Below are 20,142 nucleotides of genomic sequence, written 5' to 3'. Positions count from 1 at the left end.
TAATGGAAAAAAATATTATTAATTTTAATAAACCAAATATTGAAGATGGCTATTCTCCTGAGTTAATAAATTATGTTGATAGACTTATTACAAAGCATCCATTGATTGGTGTTGAAGGAAAAGTTAGTCTGAATTATACAGGGGCAACATATACTTTTGATGGGAAAGAGTATGCGGTATTTTTACTAATTAATCGAACTTCTGTAACTATTAATAATAGTTTCGGATTGTATCTTAATTGGCAATACGATGGCTTCAGCGTGTATGATAATCAACCTATTTTTTATAATCATGAAAGTAGAGGTGATTTAGAAAGTAATCACGCAGTGCTAATGATGTTAGAGATTTCTTCCGAACAAAAGAAAATAGTTGATCGGATGGAAGATCCTCAGAAAATGGACATTGAATTAAGAGTTTATAAATAGTGAAAAACTCTAAAATGAATATGATTATTAAAAGGATGGGTAATTTATGACAAAACAAAGCCAGTTAGCGTCGCTAAGATCTCAAGCAGCTGCGATATGCCATCAGAAAGCAGATTATCAAGCAAAGATTAGGGAAATAAAAGAAATTTATAACCATTTACAGAAAATTAAGGGTCGTTATAGAACTGAAAAAAAATCTCTAAATAAATTAAAGAATGAAAATAGTGATGAGTGGACGGGAAATCTATATAAGACTCAATTTAATCAACCTGTAAGTAGCGTTATAAGTAATGAACTTAATACCACAATTAAAGCTATTGATAGAGATATGGATCGTCTAATTGATAAAATGAATGAATATGAGAATAAGATTTTTGAATGTGATGGTTTGCTTGGACAAATAGAAATATGGATTAATAATTTAGCTGGAACAATTGAGAAATGGTTCAATTAAATTGAGCGAATAAGGAGGTAATTATGCCTAAAAAAATATTATTTATAATTATAGGAATAATAACTCTGATATTTTTGATATTATTTTTGATTTTTTATTACTTATATCGTCGTGATATAAATATAAAAATTCAATCAACTTCGAAAGTTGAGGGAATTGTAGTGTCATATGATTCTAGAAATGAAGTTCCTGTATCTTTACCGATTGTTGAATATTCAGTGAATGGAATTAAATATAAAAAAAAATATGATTACTCTTATTTTATAGACATATCAACTGAATCTAAGCAATCAAATGTTTTTGATATAAAATACGTTCATGGAACGGGACAAAATTTGGATTTAAAAACCATTTTTCCAATCGGTTCCAGTATGATAGTATATTATAATCCTAAAAATCCTGAAATTGGCTTTGTTGAGAGATTCGCTGGATTGGACGGATATTATAATATTGCTATAAAAGTAACAATAGTGGTATATTTGTTAATCACATCTTTATTATTATATCTTTTAATTTTCAAATAGTTATAATTAATTTTCATTTAAGATACGTCATATGTGAACTACATTTATTCGGCTCTTTGTCAACTGTAGTGGGTTGATAAAAAGTTACAACCTGGAGAGAACCGAATTGGTTCTCTCTTTTTTGAATTTCAATGCAATATGTAGATTAGTCTTTTAGTTTCTTATAGTGTAGAAAATGTTGATGTTTTTGCTCAGTTGATGAACACTCCTAATGTTGCAAATAAAAACAATTGCTCACTGACAGTTGCTTTTCTATGAATTTTAAGACTTCATTTTAATCTCTTATATTTTGTGGCTCTTCCGATGTCTTCTCGCTGGATTTCGCCTCTGGCTACTAATTTTATTAGTGAGCCTTAAACAGAACTGATGCTGAGGGATGAGCAGAGTTCAAGGATGCCTTGCTTGGTGAATCGTCCTAGTTTTTGTTGGGTTGCTTTTCGGACGAGTTCCAGGGCAGGAAGTTTTTCTTCGATGTTGGTAAATCGCTCTTCGAAGGCTTTGTAGGCTGCAAGGATGGTTCCTAGCAGATATTTCATAAAAGGTAGTACGTCCTCTTTTTCTTCATGCCAATGGTGTCCTGCCTTTCTAAAAGATTCATAATATGTTGCTTTGTTTTGGGCGATTAATGCTTCTAAGGAGATATATTTCTCTACATAGAAGCCACTTCGATATAATAATAGGGTCGTTAATAACCGACTCATTCTCTCATTTCCATCGTTAAAGTGGTGGATGAATAAGAAATCATGGATAAAAATAGGGATAGCAATCAGAGGTTCCACTTCAAAATTCCCTAGTATGCGATTGTATTCATGGCAGATCTTGTCCAAAGTTTCAGGCGTTTCGAAAGGTGCCAGCGGTGTAAATAGGACTTCCGTATGACCATCTAGTTACGAACTTGCTCTTCAAATTAATTTTCGGTATGATAATAAGGAATGATGTATAAATAATGAATGAGGAGTGACCGATGTCTAAAGAGACTTATTTACAGCTGAAAAAAGAATTTTGGATGCGTTTTGCTTTTAATGTGGGGATTGCGGGGATCGGTCTTGTGCTATTGATCGTTATGATTCTCAATCAATCGCGCTATATTCCCTACTTGCTCGTGGTCATGGGGATGATTTCCTTGATGAACCAAGTCTTGGTCATGCCAACCAAGACCAAGAAAGATGCCTGTGAGAAAGAGCATCCGGAGTGGAAGGACTTGTCGGTCAAAGGCGTCAAGGTTGATTCTCAGGAACAGCCAAAACGCTATGGGGTGAGCCTGATTGCGTTGATCGTGGTCATCGGGGCTTTCTTTGCCATGTATCGTCCGACCCTCCAAGCGCAAAAAGAGCAAGAGGAGAAAGTGGAAATCCGGCAGAAGTTGCAGCCTGCTATGGAGGACATCCAAAAGCAAAAGCAAGAACAAAGCTCAAGAGAAGCTGTCCAGTCGCAGATGAAGGATCTGCTTCGGACACCAAGCTCCAGCTCAGAAACAGAGGCGACAAGTGGAGAGTGATCAGGATTGTCTGCTGTTGACCAATCATCGAGAAATCACCGCTAGTTCGGTGATTTTTTTGTCTTCACTTCTCCCTCGAATTAATCCTTAAATTGTGATAAAATAAGGGTTACGAATGTTTTTAAATGGTCTGTTTTTACTTAGGAAGTAGGCCACTCAAAAGCGAGCAAAAGAATCAAGATCAAGGGAGAAACAATGTCCAACACCTTTGAAATTTTAATGGATCAGCTGGATATGCCGCTGGAGATGCGATCTTCCAGTGCCTTTTTGCATGCGGAGATTCAAGAAGTCGTGGTGCACAAGGTTAGTCGGGTCTGGGAGTTCCGCTTTGCTTTTGCGGAAGTCTTGCCGATTGCTTTGTTTAAGGAATTGCGCCAGCGCTTGAAGGATGAATTTTCAAAGACAGGAAACCAGGCGACTTTTACCATCCAAGTGGCCAATCAGGATTTTTCTGCGGATTTATTGCAGGCCTACTACCGGGAAGTTTTTGAGGAAGGTCCTTGTGCTAGTCAAGGCTTTAAGGGGCTCTACCAAGACTTGCAGGTGCGTACGGAAGGGCAGGAATTGATCATCTCTGGGCCTTCTTCGGTTGATACGGAGCATTTTCGTAAGAACCATTTGCCCAACCTTGCCAAGCAGTTGGAATCCTTTGGTTTTCCGCATTTCACCTGTCGGGTGGAGTCTGATGAGGAGTTGACAGAGCAAGAAGTGGCGCGCTTTGAGGAGGAAAATGAAAAGATCTTCCAAGCGGCCAATGAAGAGACCTTGCGGGCTATGGAATCCTTGGCTCAAATGGCTCCGCCACCAGCTGTTGAAGAAAAGCCTGCCTTTGACTTCAAGGCTAAGAAGGCGGCGGCTAAACCTAAGCTAGACAAGGCTGAGATCACTCCGATGATCGAGATCACAACAGAAGAGAACCGGATTGTCTTTGAGGGTGTGGTCTTTGACGTGGAGCACAAGGTGACACGGACCGGTCGGGTCTTGATCAGCTTTAAGATGACCGACTATACCTCGAGTTTTTCCCTTCAGAAATGGGTTAAAAATGAGGAAGAAGCCCAGAAGTTTGACATGATCAAGAAGAACAGCTGGCTCCGGGTGCGGGGAAATATCGAAATGAACAATTTCACGCGCGACTTGACTATGAATGTCCAAGACATCCAGGAAGTCGTGCATTATACCCGCAAGGACCTGATGCCAGAAGGTGAGCGCCGGGTGGAATTCCACGCCCATACCAATATGTCGACTATGGATGCCCTGCCGGAAGTCGAAGAGCTGATTGCCAAGGCAGCTGAGTGGGGGCATAAGGCGGTGGCCATCACCGACCATGGGAATGTGCAGAGCTTCCCGCATGGCTTTAAAGCAGCCAAGAAAGCTGGGATCCAGCTGATCTATGGGATGGAAGCCAATATTGTAGAGGACAAGGTGCCCATCACCTATAACGAGGTGGATCTGGACCTCAATGAAGCGACTTATGTGGTCTTTGACGTGGAAACGACGGGACTTTCAGCCATTTACAATGACTTGATCCAGGTCGCTGCTTCTAAGATGTACAAGGGCAATGTCATTGAGGAGTTTGACGAGTTTATCGATCCGGGCCATCCTCTGTCCGCCTTTACGACCCAATTGACAGGGATCACTAATGAGCATGTCCGGGGGGCTAAGCCCTTGGTGCAGGTCTTGAAGGAATTTCAGGCCTTCTGTGAGGGAACGGTTCTCGTTGCCCACAATGCTACCTTTGACGTGGGCTTCATGAATGCCAACTATGAGCGTCATGGCCTTCCGAAGATCACCCAGCCAGTCATCGATACCCTGGAATTTGCCCGCAACCTCTATCCAGATTTTAAACGGCATGGCTTGGGGCCATTGACCAAGCGCTTTGGGGTAGGCTTGGAGCACCATCACATGGCCAACTACGATGCGGAAGCGACGGGGCGCCTGCTCTTTATCTTCATCAAAGATGTCGCTGAAAAGCACGGAGTGACCAATCTTAAGGACTTGAATATTGATTTGATCGATGAGAATTCTTATAAGAAGGCGCGGGTCAAGCATGCGACTCTCTATGTCAAGAATCAGACTGGCCTTAAGAATATGTTTAAACTGGTCTCTCTTTCTGGGACCAAGTATTTCGAAGGAGTCCCACGGATTCCCAAGACCGTGCTGGACGCCCACCGCGAGGGCTTGATCCTCGGATCAGCCTGCTCAGAAGGGGAAGTCTTTGATGCGGTCATGTCGCAAGGGGTGGATGCGGCGGTCGAAGTGGCCAAGTACTACGACTTTATCGAGGTTATGCCACCGGCTATCTACGCACCTCTCATTGCCAAGGAGCAGGTCAAGGACATGGAGGAGCTCCAGACCATTATCAAGAGCTTGATTGAAGTAGGAGATCGCCTCGGCAAGCCTGTTCTCGCGACAGGTAATGTCCACTATCTGGAGCCGGAAGATGAGATCTATCGGGAGATCATTGTCCGTAGTCTTGGTCAAGGAGCCATGATCAACCGGACCATCGGACACGGAGAAGATGCCCAGCCAGCGCCACTGCCAAAAGCGCATTTTAGAACCACCAATGAAATGCTGGACGAATTTGCCTTTTTGGGAGAAGACTTGGCGCGCAAGATTGTTATTGAAAACACCAATGCACTCGCAGAGACCTTTGAGCCGGTCGAAGTGGTCAAGGGGGACCTCTATACGCCATTTATCGACAAGGCCGAAGAAACGGTTGCGGAATTGACCTATAAGCGGGCCTTTGAGATCTATGGTAATCCACTTCCTGATATTGTCGATCTGCGGATTGAAAAGGAATTAACCTCTATCTTGGGGAATGGCTTTGCCGTGATTTATCTGGCATCGCAAATGCTGGTGCATCGTTCCAATGAGCGGGGCTACCTGGTTGGGTCGCGTGGATCCGTTGGGTCCAGCTTTGTGGCGACCATGATTGGGATTACCGAGGTCAATCCGCTTTCGCCTCACTATGTCTGCAGTCAGTGCCAGTACAGTGAATTCATCACAGATGGTTCTTATGGATCTGGTTTTGATATGCCGGACAAGGATTGTCCAAACTGTGGCCACAAGCTCAGCAAAAATGGGCAGGATATTCCTTTTGAAACCTTCCTCGGTTTCGATGGGGACAAGGTACCCGATATCGATTTGAACTTCTCCGGGGAAGACCAGCCGAGTGCCCACTTGGATGTCCGCGATATCTTTGGGGAAGAATATGCCTTCCGGGCAGGAACGGTAGGTACGGTCGCAGCTAAGACTGCCTACGGTTTTGTCAAGGGTTATGAGCGGGACTATGGCAAGTACTACCGGGATGCCGAGGTCGAGCGCTTGGCTCTTGGTGCAGCTGGGGTCAAACGGACGACCGGTCAGCACCCGGGGGGAATCGTTGTTATTCCAAACTATATGGATGTCTATGACTTTACTCCGGTCCAGTATCCGGCAGACGATGTGACAGCTGAATGGCAGACCACTCACTTTAACTTCCACGATATCGATGAGAACGTCCTCAAGCTCGATGTCCTGGGACATGATGATCCGACCATGATTCGCAAGCTCCAAGACTTGTCAGGTATTGATCCAAATGATATCCCTATGGATGATCCAGGGGTCATGGCTCTCTTTTCTGGGACGGAAGTGCTAGGGGTGACAGCTGAGCAGATCGGAACGCCGACAGGAATGTTGGGGATTCCAGAGTTTGGGACCAACTTTGTTCGGGGCATGGTCGAAGAAACCCATCCGACGACCTTCGCGGAGCTCTTGCAGCTCTCTGGTCTGTCTCACGGTACCGACGTGTGGTTGGGAAATGCCCAAGATTTGATCAAGGCGGGCATTGCCGATCTATCGACCGTTATCGGGTGTCGGGACGACATCATGGTGTATCTCATGCACGCGGGGCTCAAGCCTAAGATGGCCTTTACCATCATGGAGCGCGTGCGGAAAGGCATGTGGCTCAAGATCTCAGAAGAAGAGCGCAATGGCTACATCCAAGCCATGAAGGAAAACAATGTCCCTGAATGGTACATCGAGTCCTGTGGGAAGATCAAGTACATGTTCCCTAAAGCCCATGCGGCGGCCTATGTTATGATGGCCCTTCGTGTGGCCTACTTTAAGGTGCATCATCCACTTTATTACTACTGTGCTTACTTCTCGATTCGGGCTAAGGCCTTTGACATCAAGACCATGGGAGCAGGCCTTGAGGCCGTGAAAGCTCGGATGAAGGAAATCGCTGAGAAACGTAAGAACAACGAAGCTTCCAATGTGGAGATTGATCTCTACACTACCCTTGAGATTGTCAATGAGATGTGGGAGCGGGGCTTCAAGTTTGGCAAGCTAGACCTCTATCGCAGTCAGGCGACAGAATTCTTGATCGATGGGGATACCCTGATTCCGCCATTTGTCGCTATGGATGGTCTGGGAGAGAACGTTGCCAAGCAAATCGTGCGGGCGCGTGAAGAAGGAGAATTCCTCTCAAAGACCGAGCTCCGGAAGCGTGGCGGTGTTTCGTCTACCCTGGTTGAAAAGATGGATGAGATGGGCATTCTTGGCAATATGCCAGAGGATAACCAGTTGAGCCTCTTTGATGATTTGTTCTAGAAACAAAGGAGGAGAACATGAAGTTAGAAATTTTTGCAGAAGACAAACCAGCTGAAAAAGTCTTTGAGTACAAGCTAGAAGTGGCAGACCATGTGCTGCTCCTTTCCACCGCCATGATCTCAGGAGCGATTGCTCTAGCCGGCTTATTTTCAGCCTTGAAAGATTAACTGATAGCCTCTATTTTCCTTTTGAAAATAGAGGTTTTTCAGTCCTTTCAGATCTGATAAGTGTTTTCTTTGGCACTAGATTGTGTTACAATTTTTAGTGACAAGTGTTTGTAACAAGGAAACAGAAAAAATGAAACAGAGGAAAAGCGCGTGGCAAGATATTTAGTAGGGCCTTACAATAATAGTTGGAACTTTATGGATGCGCTTGAAAAAGCGCAGGATGGTGATACCATCGAGTTTGAAAATGGGTATGTCTTTCAATGGCCGACAAATAAAGTGATCGAGATCGACAAGAACCTTCATTTTGTGGGGCATGTGGTCCCAAATCCAAATGGCAATGGGCGCATGTTTAACAACACGATTGAGGCTTCCTTCCGATTTGTAGAGGGAGCTCAGGTGACATTTGAAGATCTGTGGTTTAAAGTTGGTGGGAATTACACTACCTTGCTCTTATGGAATAGCTCAGATATCATCTGTAAACAGGTCTATTTTGAAGCAACCACTCCAACAAATAATGAATTTTTTATCTATATGGATACGCATTCGAAGTTGACACTGGAAGGAGTCGGGATGAAGGTTCCGGAAAAACACCAAAGTGCCATCGGTATGTCCGCTTCGGAATTGTCTATTCGCAATTCAACGATTTTTTCTAAGATTGATCTGTCAGAAGGATCTAAATTGACCTTAGAAAATGTCCATATTGAAATATTTGGGAATAATACGATCCATGCCAAGGACTCAGAAGTGATCGCAAAAAATTCAACGATTACAGGCGGGGATCTGGAAAAGGATTTTCCACCAGTTTGGTTGAGAAATGTCATCTGGGAGTCTGAAAACTGTAAAATTGAGCTGCCTACTGGAACTGGAGTCTGTCTTGACAATAATGTTCAATTCAATTCGGATTCGGATCGTATAACCTCCATCAATTCATTTAATAGTATGATCCGAGCTCACCAGGCTACATTTACAGAATTTTTATGCGTCTATGAAGAATCCTTTGCTTCCCTGACTGGAGAAACAACCTTCTTGAATGAGAATACTCAAACCATTTCATTTGGAGTTTTTGATGATGGTGTGCTGATGGCTGAGCATATGATTTGTCATAAGATTGCGGCTCCTAATATACGGCTTCAAGGTGGAGCCTTTGTGAAGGTGGGCACCGTGACCTATAGGCAGGGCGATGCGCGTGATCTGACCAAGGAAATCGAGGATGACTGTGACTATCTTGTTGGCAGAGAAGTGGCCAAGGGCAATGCGCAAGTCGTTCCTACGGGACAGACGACGGATGCAACGGTGGCTACAACCACCGCAAGAGACTCTGGACCAGAGAAGAAACAAGATGCTCTTCAAGAACTCAATAGCCTGATTGGTCTTGAAAAAGTCAAACATGAGATCAAGAAAATGATCAACATGGTGGAATTTAACAAGAAACGAATCGCCAGTGGTAAGGCTCCTGAAAAGCAAACCTTGCATGCGGCCTTTATGGGAAATCCTGGTACAGGGAAAACCACTGTGGCCCGTCTGTTGGGACAGGTTCTCTTTGATGCGGGTGTCCTCTCAGGGGAAGAATTCCGTTTCGTGGAAGCAACGGAGTCCGATCTGATTTCTTCGAATATTGGAGGAACGGCTGAACAGACCCAAGCCCTGCTTGAAAAAGCGCGTGGGGGTATCCTCTTTATTGATGAAGCCTATAGCTTGGATAAAAAGGACAGCGGTGCGGACTTTGGGATCGAAGCGATCAATACCATCCTCAAATTTATGGAGGACAATCGTGACGACATCATGATTATCTTTGCCGGCTATACCAAGGAAATGGAGGAGTTCTTAAAGACCAATCCAGGCCTTCGTTCTCGGGTGCCAAATAATTTCATCTTTGAAGATTTCACAGGAGATGAGATTGTCCAACTAGGTGAAATGATCCTAAGCAAAGGAGACTACAAACTCGAAGACCGGGATTACTATGCGCGGCATGTTAAGCGGGCTTATGATGGCTCGCTAGATAAGAGCAATGGTCGCTGGATCCGTAACCTGGATGAGCAATTGACCAAGACCATGGCAGATCGGGTGGTGGCTCAAGGTTCTGACGATATTGAGACCATCCTCAATAGCGATATCGATGCTGTTCTTAACCAAGGCAAGTATCAAGCAGGAGCCGACAAGGAAGAAGATGGAATGGCTGCCCTCAACCGTTTGGTTGGAATTGCTAAGGTGAAAGAGCAAGTCGAACAATTCGTAGCCATGGCTGAGTTCAATCAAAAACGGGCTGAACAAGGTGGCATCGTTGAAGATACGACCTTGCACTCTCTCTTTCTCGGAAATCCTGGTACAGGAAAGACCACCGTGGCCCGCATTTTGGGCAATATCCTCTTCCAAAAAGGGGTTATCAAGCAGAAGAAATTCATCGAAGTTTCGCGGAGCAATCTGGTTGGAGGCTACCAAGGTCAAACAGCCTTGAAGACGCGTGAAGTTTTGGAGAGTGCACTGGGTGGAGTCCTCTTTATCGATGAGGCCTACACGCTCTATACCGGTTTAAATGATGATTTTGGGAAGGAAGCCTTGGACGAAGTCCTCAAATTTATGGAGGACCACCGCCGCGATATCGTTATTATCTTTGCTGGTTACACGAAAGAGATGCACGACTTCTTGCAGGTCAATTCAGGTCTGCAAAGCCGGATCCCGACTACATTTGATTTTGAAGACTACAGCCCAGATGAGATCGTTGAGATCGGTCTGTTGGGACTGCGTAAGCAAGGCTACCAAGTCAATGAAGCTCTTTATGGAGAGATTGTGAAAGGGAATTATATGCGTGCCAATGACCATAGTAATGGTCGCTGGGTTCGCAATCTCAATGAAAAACTCTTGCGCCAAGTATCAACTCGGGTAACCCGTGAAGGTAGTACAGACTACAATTCCATTTTGGATCAAGATTTGGAAGCCTTGAGAGAGAATAACAGTTCTGAACAACCCCATACCGTGGATGATCAAGGCTATGTTCTTCCTTAAGCTAGAAGGGGCAAGAAAAAGGAGGCTGGGATAAAAGTCCTAGCCTCTCAATTATTTTTGGATTGTCGAGCAAGACGCAGTGGTTGAGTGGGCTCTACTACGCTGATTTCATCAGCTTTTACAGCCCTACTCAACTGTGCGGAGGTGGGACGACGAAATCGAATTCTAACGAATTATCGATTTCTGTCCCACTCTCTTTTTGCATGGACTTATGGTATACTAGGAGGAGATCATTCACTTATGAAGGAGAAAAAAATGGTTTTACCAAATTTTAAAGAAAACTTAGAAAAATACGCAAAATTGTTGGTGGCGAACGGCATCAACGTGCAACCTGGTCATACCTTGGTCTTGAACATTGATGTGGAACAAAGAGAATTGGCTCACTTGATTGTGAAGGAAGCCTATGCCTTGGGTGCGCACGAAGTCATTGTCCAATGGGCAGATGACTTCACTACCCGGGAAAAATTCCTCCATACACCGATGGATCGCTTGGACAATGTACCTGACTATAAGATTGCAGAGATGAACTACCTCTTGGAACACAAAGCGAGTCGTCTTGGTGTCCGTTCTTCTGATCCAGGTGCCTTAAATGGTGTCGATGCAGAGAAATTGTCTGCCTCTGCCAAGGCTTTGGGCATGGCCATGAAACCAATGCGCATCGCCACTCAATCCAACAAGGTCAGCTGGACAGTGGCTGCAGCAGCAGGACTAGAATGGGCGAAAAAAGTGTTCCCAAATGCGGCGAGCGACGAAGAAGCAGTGGATCTCCTGTGGGATCAAATCTTCAAGACCTGCCGGGTGTACGAAGAAGATCCAGTTAAGGCTTGGGAAAAGCATGCAGCTATTCTCAAGAGCAAGGCAGATACACTTAATAAAGAACAATTCTCAGCCCTTCATTACACAGCACCAGGCACTGATTTGACTCTTGGCTTGCCGAAAAACCACGTCTGGGAATCTGCTGGAGCCATCAATGCCCAAGGCGAAAACTTCTTGCCAAACATGCCGACAGAAGAGGTCTTCACAGCTCCTGACTTCCGTCGTGCTGAAGGTTATGTCACTTCCACAAAACCGCTTAGCTACAATGGGAACATCATCGAAGGCATCAAAGTGACCTTTGAAAATGGAGAAATTGTGGATATTACAGCAGAAAAGGGTGATCAAGTCATGAAAGATTTGGTCTTCAAAAACAAGGGAGCGCGTGCCTTGGGTGAATGCGCCCTCGTACCAGACCCAAGCCCAATTTCCCAATCAGGCATTACCTTCTTTAACACCCTCTTTGATGAAAATGCCTCTAACCACTTGGCCATCGGGGCAGCCTATGCCACCAGCGTAGAAGGGGGCGCAGAATTCACAGAAGAAGAACTCGAAGCAGCCGGCCTCAACCGCTCAGACGTCCACGTCGACTTCATGATCGGTTCAAGCCAAATGGATATCGACGGCATCCGAGAAGACGGCACCCGCGTCCCAGTCTTCCGCAACGGAGATTGGGCAATATAGGGAGCAAAACAGAAATCAGTAACTCGAAGAGTTTGATTTCGTAGTTTTGCCCCCGCACAGTTGATTAGGAAGTACGAGTACCGCAGGTAGGAGTAGTTCCAATCAACCACTGCGCCAAGAGACAGAAATCGGTAGACGCAGTCTCGATTTCTACCTCGCTTTTCGATTTTAAGGCTCGGGCAAAAAAGGTCCGCAGGACCTTTTTAGTACCCCTTCCCAGTTGATGAGGAAGGTCCTTGCTTCGCAATCCCTATCTGCCACCTCAAAACAGTGTTTTGAGCTATCAACCACTGCGCCAAAAAATAATAGAGTAAAAAGTATCCAACTGTTAAGAGTTGGATACTTTTTTAGTCAAAACTTGATCATCAAAGTAAAATCAGGTATGATGGAAGGTATGTTCTTTTATGAATAAATAAGATAATTATGACTGTCTAAGAATAAAATAGTATAGAAAGTAAGATCAATCTATGTTTAAACCAGCAAAAATCGATCGTTTGCCGAAAATGAATTTTCGATATCGTTTGTTAAAAGTAGAGAATGAATGGTATTTAATGGACGTCGATCGGCCAATTATCATCATCTATTTTCTTCCGTGGTTTGTTTATTTTATCCCTCATAAAGGTTATCAGCTAACAGAGGATGAAGTAGAAACAATAGCTCCGAAAGTTCTTAAAAGAGATAAGAACATACTTTCAATTCAGACTAAAGCAGGGATTTCAACACTTGGTGCTGGTTCCTTAGCAGTTTTACTAGGTAGAGCTTTCCCGATAGAGGATTATTTATATTTTACTTCCCATCTACTGAATCTAGTGCTAATGATCCTTGTTCTAATCATTGCTTTTGGAATTCGCATTTGGATCAGTATTGGGAAAAAAGAGTCTGTCATAAAGCCTTTCAAGAAAGCTAAAAAAATGTATTGTCGCCCAGTAAGATTTAGGTTACTACTAAAAAATCTTCTATTAGTAACATTGGCTTTATTTCTTTCAGCTGTATCATTTTGCTTTGTTCTGAGTACCAGTAAACCCAATCTAATTCTTCATGTGGCCTTATTTGCTTTTTCATTGGTTTTTTTATCACATGGTAATTTATTATTATATGCTTCAGGCGAGGATTATAAGGCAAAAATTAAAAAATAGGAAAAAGTGTAAATGTCAAGAAAGGATGATCTATGTTTAAACCAGCAAAAATCGAACGGTTGCCGAAAATGAACTTTCGCTATCATTTATTAAAAGTTGACGGAGAGTGGTATTTGATGGAAGTCGATCGGCCGATTATCATCACCTATTTTCTGCCATGGTTTGTTTATTTGATTCCTCATAAAGCCTATCAGCTGACAGAGGATGAAGTAGAAGTCCTAGCTCCAAAAGTGTTTGAGAGGGATAAGCATCATCAGAGTTTAGTGAATAACAAAATTTGGAAGACCTCGCTTGGTATAGGTGTAACCTCCATGCTATTAGCAAGGGCATTTCCAATAGAAAAATACCTCAATTTTACCTCTCACTTGCTTAATCTATCCTTGATGATGTTGATTTTAATTTTTGTAGTGGGACTTCGGATTTGGATGGGTAGAGGGGAAGGGATGCAGGAAATTGTGGCAGATAAAACACCTCGAAAAGTGTATTGCTTTCCTGAATATATAAAAAACATACTATTACCTTTAATATATGTAACTTTTCTTATAGTCATGTTCATTGCAGTATGTTATGCAATTTTAATAAACTTTGAGCCCAATTTTATAATACATTTTGGTCTATTAATCTCATCATTTCTGTTTTTTATCTCTGGGAATTTAATTTTTTATTCCCCAATTATCTCTTTCAAAGCTAAAGTCAAGTAGATCCAGTCAAGTGAAATTCAGAAGCAAGAGCAACATCCATCTGCTTTTGGATCTTAAAAGAATTTTTTAGAAAGGAGTATGTCATGAAAAACGAAAAGAAAGTCGATATTGAGCAGGCGAACAAAGTCTACTTTAAAAGTTTAGCCAATACACGTGCTTCAGCATCGATGATGCTTATTTCCTTTGCGGGTGTATTTGTATTGTTAATAGAAATACTTAGTTTTTATAGTTACTACGATAAAATTGTGGGAGTTAATCCGTTCAGCAATTGGTTCTTTGATATCCTCGTCTCGTATTGCCTTTATCTTATAATCGTATTTTTTATCCCATTAATTGGTAAGTTTGCATATAGAAGGCAAGTATTGTCAACGACTCTGCTATTATTGACCTATATAGGGATGTTTTTATCGCTCCAAGTCATGGGCTTGCTCATCATTGTTTCTGCTCTGGCAAATAAAGAATTTGAGGTAGGTTTCCCGAAATATGGCTTCATCGTCATTCCTTTTCTTGTGATTTGTACCTTATTGGGCTTTATTTATCATTATTTTTGGCTTAAGAAGCAGTTAAAGATTGGCTTTTCACCAACTAGAACCCTGGGAAATTATTTCGCAAAATCAAGTAGTTACAGTAGCAATGCCCTAATGATCATCTTCGTCTGCTCCATGATAGGAGCGGCCCTTACTGGCTATTTTGGAGTGGTGCTAGGAGTATCCGTAAGCATACTGTTCAGTTACGCCTTTACTCAGTTGCTGACAGAAGTGGGCTACCTCTTGTATTTGAAAACAAAAAGCAAGGAATACTGGGAGGATGAACCTGAGGATAATCCGACGCTGTGGGATTTACTATGGAATTGGTTGAAAGGCTTCAGTCTGAAAAAAGCTAAACTTCGTATTCCGTTAGAAATAGTGAGCTATCTATTGATAATTGTAGCACTTGATCATTTAGGATATGCTGATGCAAAGGTAAGACGACCAATCTGGTTGGTGTGGTTTGTCAGAATGATTACCCTAGGAATCGTCTTGGACTTCTTCATTAGCATAGCGCGTACCATCATGCGCAAGTTTTCGAATAAAAGGCAAGACAAAAAATAACAAAAAAATACCTGACCGAGAGCTTTCTCAGTTAGGTATTTTTGTCGGTTACGCCCTTTGTATCTTATTCTAATATCAAAAGGCCTTCTTTGATTTCAAATGGGTTGTTTGGGTTGATGCGGTCATAGAACATGATGCCGTTGGTGTGGTCGATTTCATGTTGAACGACAATGGAGTTGTAGCCTTTGAGTTTGATGCGTTTCTTTTCCCCATCTTTTGTGAAATACTCAACCGTCACGCGGGCATGACGAACCACATAGCCTGGGACGTTGCGGTCTACAGAGAGACAGCCTTCCCCGTCGCCAAGAGCTGCATCTTGAACAGAATGGGCGACAACCTTTGGATTGTACATGACTTCTTGAAGGCTATAGGCTTCTTTTGGTGGGTTGCCATCGGCATCTTCTGGATTGGGAACCAAAACAGCGATGATTCGTTTAGAGATATCCAACTGTGGTGCTGCGAGTCCCACTCCTCCACGGAGGCCAAGTTTTTCAGCCATAACAGGGTCTTGAGAATGGTGCAAGAATTGCATCATTTTTTCACCCAGGATAATTTCCTGATCAGACAAAGGGAAGGTCACATCTTCTGCAACAGCTCGAAGTGTTGGATTTCCTTCGCGGATAATGTCATCCATATCAATCAAATGGGACGCTCTTGTAACTTTTTCAATTGCTTTCATCGTTTTACTCTCACTTTCTTTCTACCCTCCATGATAACACAAAAGAGCCTAAAATTAAAGTTATCTGTCGATGGTTTCCGCATGTTTGATGGACAAATCACTCATCATTTTGGGATCTAAAATCGTATAGACTCGCCCTTCTCTTTGGACTAAGCCCTCTTCGATCATCTGCTTGATGACGCGGCTAAGGTGGCGGTAGCTGATCCCAAAATGCAGGGCCAGCTGATTCATCTTGGGTTTGAGGGTCCCATTTTCATCGCAATGTTCCAGAAAATGCGTAGCGAGGCGTTCCTTGACCGAATAATGAAAGTTGGCAGGAGCCAAATAGTTGATCTGGTGCAATTTCTCAGCCAAGGTCTTGGCCGTAGAGCGTAAAAAGGTTGGATCAAGCAGGAGGCGCTTCTTAAAGTGCTGGGCTGGGAGCTGGACGACTAGTGAGTCTTGGTCTGCAATGACCGATGTGATACAGACCCGATCGAGCAGGAGCTCAATTTCTCCTAACAGTCCAGGTTTTTCTTGGATTTCAAGGATGGTGTCGCTGCCGTTTTCAAGACTATGGACGATCTTGAGCCGGCCTTTGAGAAAATAAGGAATGACATCTTGGTCAGAACCCTGGCGGCAGATATACTCTCCAGCCTGATAGAGAACGAGATCCAGCTGACTAAGACAGTCACCTGGAAAGATCTGATCCAATTGGTAGTCAGTGATGATCTCCATGAGTTTCGTAGATGGGGAAATTTTTTTCATCTTAATCTCCTAAAATAGGACAAATGTCCTATTTTTCTCTTTCTAAATTGATTATACTAGGATTCTATTGAAAATACTAGTTTGAATCTTTTCTAAAAAAAACTAGTAAAGTCAAATGTTACCAGTAAAGTGTAGGAAATAAAAAAATGAAAAAAACAATGGAAAGAATCAGTCTCTTGAGCTTGTCGCTCATGCTGATCTCATCTTTTTCAATTACAGCCGGTTTGCCAGCTATGAAGTCCTATTTCAGCCAATTCGGATATTCAGCAGGACAGGTGGAACTCTTGGTTTCCCTGCCGGCCTTTGCGGTTGTGGTCATGCTCTTTTTAAATAGCCTGATCGAGCGGTGGATGAGTGAGCGCCAGATGATTGTCGCAGGGCTCTTGCTCTTTTCAACTAGCGGCCTTGTGCCTTTGGTCGTGCAGGACTATCCTCTCATCTTTCTGAGTCGTTTTCTCTTTGGTTTGGGGACAGGAATGATCAATGCCAAGGCTATTTCGATTATCAGTGAACGCTACTCAGGCAATGACAAGACTCGGATGCTGGGCTATCGGGGGTCTGCTGAAGTGGTGGGTTCTGCCATCTTGACTTTTATGGTGGGACAACTCTTACCCCTAGGCTGGCCAGCGATCTTTGCTGTATATGGAGGTGGTTACTTGATTTTACTCCTCTATATCCTTTTTGTCCCCTATCCTAAGGGGAAAAAACAGGCTAGCTTGAAGGAGAAAAAGAAAGGTTCCGCACGCCTTCGCTCCCCTCAATGGCGTTTTAGTCTGATGCTAGCCGTGATTGCTGGTATCATCATTTGTTTCAATTCCATCATTAGCCTGCGCGTGCCGGATATCATTGTTGACGCTCGTATGGGAACAGCGACAACAGCTGGAACAGTCCTAAGTCTGATGCAATTGACAGGGATTGTAGCGGGAGTGGGCTTTGCTAGTTTGACACATGTTTTCAAAAAGAACTTGCTCATGATCATGTGCTTTGGTTTCGGTCTAGCGTTAGCCTTGATTGGCTTGTCTGGACAGCTGTGGAGCCTGGTTCTAGGAACCCTCTTGGCAGGATTTACCTACAGTACAGGAGTAACCAGTATCTTCTATCACTTATCTGAAAAAATTCCGACTAATCTTCTGAATCTTGCGACCTCGCTTGTCTTGATTGGCTGCAATCTTGGATCAGCCGTCTCTTCTTTCTTCATCCAGTTGGTGACGCCACTAGCTCCTTCCAATCATCTGCTCTTTGTCTGGATTGGTGCTTTGATGCTCCTAACAGGAGTCTTCGCCTCACAATTACTAGCACGAACGAAATGATTGAAAAATCATTTCGTTTTTTTAATTCAATCTATTGCATCCTGTCACTAGCTCGTGTTATTATAGGAGGAGTGTGAAAAAAAGAATAGTTTAAAGGAAAAAATAATGAAAAGAATCATGGAGAAAGTGAGTATTCTTGCGCTTTCATTTATATTGACGACTTCGTTTTCGATTTCGAGTGCGCAGTCGGCCATGTTTGCCTATTACAAGGAAATTCCTCACAGCATGATTGAGCTCTTGGTCTCGCTTCCTTCTGCAGGGATCATGGTTTCACTCATTTTCAATAAATGGATTGGGCGACTATTTTCAGAGCGTCAGATGATTGTGATAGGCCTAGTCGCTTACGCTCTATGTGGCTTTATTCCCTTAATCAGTCCAGCTTATCCGGTTGTCTTTTTGTCTCGGATTATTTTCGGGATGGCGGTTGGCTTACTCAATGTTTCTGCCATTGCCATTATCAGTGAGCGCTATAAAGGAAAAGAACGTGTCCAAACACTTGGCATTCGTGGCTCTGCAGAAGTTGTCGGGACAGCAGTTCTGACCTTTGGGGTTAGCCTTTTGATCCGCTTTGGCTGGCAGGCTGCCTTTCTCGTCTATGGAATCAGTATTCCTATCTTGCTCTTGTATCTCTTATTTGTCCCTTATGGTTCGAAAACAGTGGATGCAGAGGAGAAACATCGGAATGATCAAATGACAGCTAGTCAATGGCGGACAGCGCTTGGCCTAGCAGTCGTCGCGGCGTCAATCGTCTTGTCTAATGTCATGATAACCATCCGGATTCCAAGTGTAGTGGAGCAAGTTGGTCATGGCACTGCCCAAACTGCAGGGCTTATTTTAGCAGCTATGCAATTTGTCGGAATCCTTGCAGGATTAGCCTTCTCCCCATTAACCCAGCTCTTCCGCGATCGCTTGTTGGTAGTTTCGGGAGTGGCCTATGGCTTGACCCAAATGTTGATCGGGGTTTCTACCAATCTCTGGATGCTCGCCATTGTGACCATCCTTGCAGGCTTCGCCTACAGTGTAGCTCTTACAACTGTTTATAATGTCTTATCTGATCAGATGCCAGCTGGAGTATTAAGTCAGGCAACATCCATTGCGGTGTTGGGGTGTAGTGCAGGTTCGATCGCAACGACCTTTGTTCTCAGCCTCTTAGGAACTGTCTCCTCAACTCCTGCCTTTATTTTTGGATTTTCTGGTATCCTCATGATCCTGATTTCCTTTTTTAGCCTTTGGATTGTGCGAAAGAGCGGGAAGACATCATGCGGCTAGATAAATTTTTAGTGGATTGTGGCGTGGGGAGTAGGACCGAGGTCAAGCAGCTTCTCAAGCAAAATAAAATCGCAGTGAATGGAAAAAAAGAGACAGCAGGGAAGCTACAGATTGATCCAGACAAGGATCAGGTGACCTTTATGGGGGAAAATCTGGTCCATGAAACCTTTGTGTACTATCTGCTTCATAAACCAGCTGGAGTCATCTCAGCGACTGAGGATGATCATCACCAAACTGTCTTGGATCTATTGGATGAGACAGCCCGTCACAAGGAAGTCTTTCCTGTCGGGCGCCTAGATATCGATACCCATGGCTTGCTCCTTTTGACCAATAATGGTAAGCTCGCCCATGCCATGCTGTCGCCGAAGAAGCATGTGTCGAAGGTCTACCGTGCCCAGGTGGCTGGGATCATGGATGAGGCAGATGTGGCCCGTTTTGAAGCAGGCATTGCCCTCAAAGATTTCACGACTTTGCCTGCGAGATTGCAGATCTTAGAGGTGGATGAGGCCAGCGCCAGTTCCTATGTCGAAATTGAAATTGCTGAAGGAAAATTCCATCAGGTCAAGCGCATGGTCGCTGCCTGTGGCAAGGAAGTGGTGGATTTAGAGCGGATCTCGATGGGTCCTCTAACGCTAGATTCCACTCTTCAATTGGGAGAATGGCGGAGACTCCATCCTTCTGAACTCAAGTCCCTAGAGGTATTCGGAGTTCCCTTATAAGCAAAAAACCAAGAGGCTGGGACAAAAGTCCTAGCCTCTCAATTGTCTTTGGATTGTCGAGCAAGACGCAGTGGTTGAGTGGCCTCTACTACGCTGATTTCATCAGCTTTTATAGCCCTACTCAACTGTGCGGAGGTGGGACGACGAAATCGAATTCTAACGAATGACCGATTTCTGTCCCACTCTCTATTTTTTTGTATCAAAAAAATGTACTTAAAATACAAAAAAGCATATATAATAGCTTGTCTTCTCAAAGTAAATCGATTATAATGAAAAAAGATGGGTTGTGTATAAAATCACAATATGTAGTGATAATTTTTCGACTCACATAC

Annotated in this window: 17 protein-coding genes and 1 pseudogene; 14 read left to right on the top strand and 4 right to left on the bottom strand. The window is 43.6% G+C overall.

Translation table 11 applies throughout. The features are described 5' to 3' along the window. Nucleotides 1-2 precede the first annotated feature (2 nt). Genes ABVF55_RS09690 through ABVF55_RS09680 form a run of 3 tightly spaced genes read left to right on the top strand, consistent with a single transcriptional unit; the run spans nt 3 to nt 1,403 of the window. Nucleotides 3-425: a hypothetical protein gene (locus ABVF55_RS09690; protein WP_118095922.1), complete on the top strand. Its 423-nt coding sequence runs from the start codon at nt 3-5 to the stop codon at nt 423-425. 46 nt (nt 426-471) lie between these two features. Further along, nucleotides 472-879, top strand: coding sequence for a DUF5082 family protein (locus ABVF55_RS09685; RefSeq protein WP_118095921.1), 408 nt, complete (start codon nt 472-474; stop codon nt 877-879). Nucleotides 880-902: 23 nt separating this feature from the next. Next, nucleotides 903-1,403, top strand: coding sequence for a DUF3592 domain-containing protein (locus ABVF55_RS09680; RefSeq protein WP_118095920.1), 501 nt, complete (start codon nt 903-905; stop codon nt 1,401-1,403). Between the two features lie 353 nt (nt 1,404-1,756). Here the strand turns inward: ABVF55_RS09680 and ABVF55_RS09675 are convergent, their stop codons facing one another. Next, the gene (locus tag ABVF55_RS09675; RefSeq protein ID WP_238676506.1) at nt 1,757-2,104 is read right to left on the bottom strand and encodes a hypothetical protein; all 348 of its coding nucleotides are present in this window, start codon (nt 2,102-2,104) and stop codon (nt 1,757-1,759) included. A gap of 30 nt (nt 2,105-2,134) precedes the next feature. Further along, a pseudogene (locus ABVF55_RS09670) lies at nt 2,135-2,230 on the bottom strand (Fic family protein); the annotation flags it as partial. 137 nt (nt 2,231-2,367) lie between these two features. On the opposite strand from ABVF55_RS09670, the gene ABVF55_RS09665 reads away from it, so the two are divergent. From ABVF55_RS09665 to ABVF55_RS09630, 8 genes are all read left to right on the top strand, one after another. After that, nucleotides 2,368-2,901 carry a hypothetical protein gene (locus ABVF55_RS09665; RefSeq protein WP_118095919.1) on the top strand — a complete coding sequence of 178 codons (534 nt, stop codon included), beginning with the start codon at nt 2,368-2,370 and terminating at the stop codon, nt 2,899-2,901. Nucleotides 2,902-3,096: 195 nt separating this feature from the next. After that, entirely contained in the window at nt 3,097-7,491 is a 4,395-nt protein-coding gene (locus ABVF55_RS09660; protein ID WP_118095918.1) for a PolC-type DNA polymerase III, read from the top strand. A gap of 17 nt (nt 7,492-7,508) precedes the next feature. Beyond that, nucleotides 7,509-7,658, top strand: a complete 150-nt coding sequence (locus ABVF55_RS09655) for a hypothetical protein (RefSeq protein WP_118095917.1) — start codon at nt 7,509-7,511, stop codon at nt 7,656-7,658. A gap of 150 nt (nt 7,659-7,808) precedes the next feature. Further along, nucleotides 7,809-10,661: an AAA family ATPase gene (locus ABVF55_RS09650; protein ID WP_118095916.1), complete on the top strand. Its 2,853-nt coding sequence runs from the start codon at nt 7,809-7,811 to the stop codon at nt 10,659-10,661. Between the two features lie 255 nt (nt 10,662-10,916). Further along, on the top strand, nt 10,917-12,158 hold the full coding sequence (locus ABVF55_RS09645) for an aminopeptidase (RefSeq protein ID WP_445285284.1): 1,242 nt from the start codon (nt 10,917-10,919) through the stop codon (nt 12,156-12,158). Nucleotides 12,159-12,625: 467 nt separating this feature from the next. Continuing rightward, complete coding sequence (locus ABVF55_RS09640; protein ID WP_118095915.1) at nt 12,626-13,294, top strand: DUF443 family protein; 669 nt, start codon at nt 12,626-12,628, stop codon at nt 13,292-13,294. Nucleotides 13,295-13,326: 32 nt separating this feature from the next. Continuing rightward, complete coding sequence (locus ABVF55_RS09635) at nt 13,327-13,995, top strand: DUF443 family protein (RefSeq protein WP_118095914.1); 669 nt, start codon at nt 13,327-13,329, stop codon at nt 13,993-13,995. An 83-nt stretch (nt 13,996-14,078) separates the two neighbouring features. Continuing rightward, a complete protein-coding gene (locus ABVF55_RS09630) occupies nt 14,079-15,086 on the top strand; it encodes a hypothetical protein (protein WP_118095913.1) in 1,008 nt (335 codons plus the stop codon). Nucleotides 15,087-15,150: 64 nt separating this feature from the next. Here the strand turns inward: ABVF55_RS09630 and def are convergent, their stop codons facing one another. Then, nucleotides 15,151-15,765 carry a peptide deformylase gene (gene def, locus ABVF55_RS09625; RefSeq protein ID WP_003004253.1) on the bottom strand — a complete coding sequence of 205 codons (615 nt, stop codon included), beginning with the start codon at nt 15,763-15,765 and terminating at the stop codon, nt 15,151-15,153. A gap of 60 nt (nt 15,766-15,825) precedes the next feature. Further along, nucleotides 15,826-16,512, bottom strand: a complete 687-nt coding sequence (locus ABVF55_RS09620) for a cyclic nucleotide-binding domain-containing protein (protein ID WP_118095912.1) — start codon at nt 16,510-16,512, stop codon at nt 15,826-15,828. A gap of 146 nt (nt 16,513-16,658) precedes the next feature. Here ABVF55_RS09620 and ABVF55_RS09615 point away from each other — a divergent pair, with 146 nt between their 5' ends. The 3 genes from ABVF55_RS09615 to ABVF55_RS09605 all read left to right on the top strand — a co-directional run bounded on the left by ABVF55_RS09615 (nt 16,659) and on the right by ABVF55_RS09605 (nt 19,810). Beyond that, the gene (locus ABVF55_RS09615) at nt 16,659-17,822 is read left to right on the top strand and encodes an MFS transporter (RefSeq protein ID WP_118095911.1); all 1,164 of its coding nucleotides are present in this window, start codon (nt 16,659-16,661) and stop codon (nt 17,820-17,822) included. Nucleotides 17,823-17,927: 105 nt separating this feature from the next. After that, nucleotides 17,928-19,091, top strand: coding sequence for an MFS transporter (locus ABVF55_RS09610; RefSeq protein ID WP_021154395.1), 1,164 nt, complete (start codon nt 17,928-17,930; stop codon nt 19,089-19,091). Further along, nucleotides 19,082-19,810, top strand: coding sequence for a pseudouridine synthase (locus tag ABVF55_RS09605; RefSeq protein WP_134974603.1), 729 nt, complete (start codon nt 19,082-19,084; stop codon nt 19,808-19,810). The genes ABVF55_RS09610 and ABVF55_RS09605 overlap by 10 nt, the downstream gene beginning before the upstream one ends. Nucleotides 19,811-20,142 lie beyond the last annotated feature (332 nt).

The sequence above is a fragment of the Streptococcus sp. KHUD_012 genome (assembly GCF_052588255.1).
The sequence above is the reverse complement of the archived record's forward strand: the minus strand, read 5'-3'. Positions and strand labels throughout refer to the sequence as shown.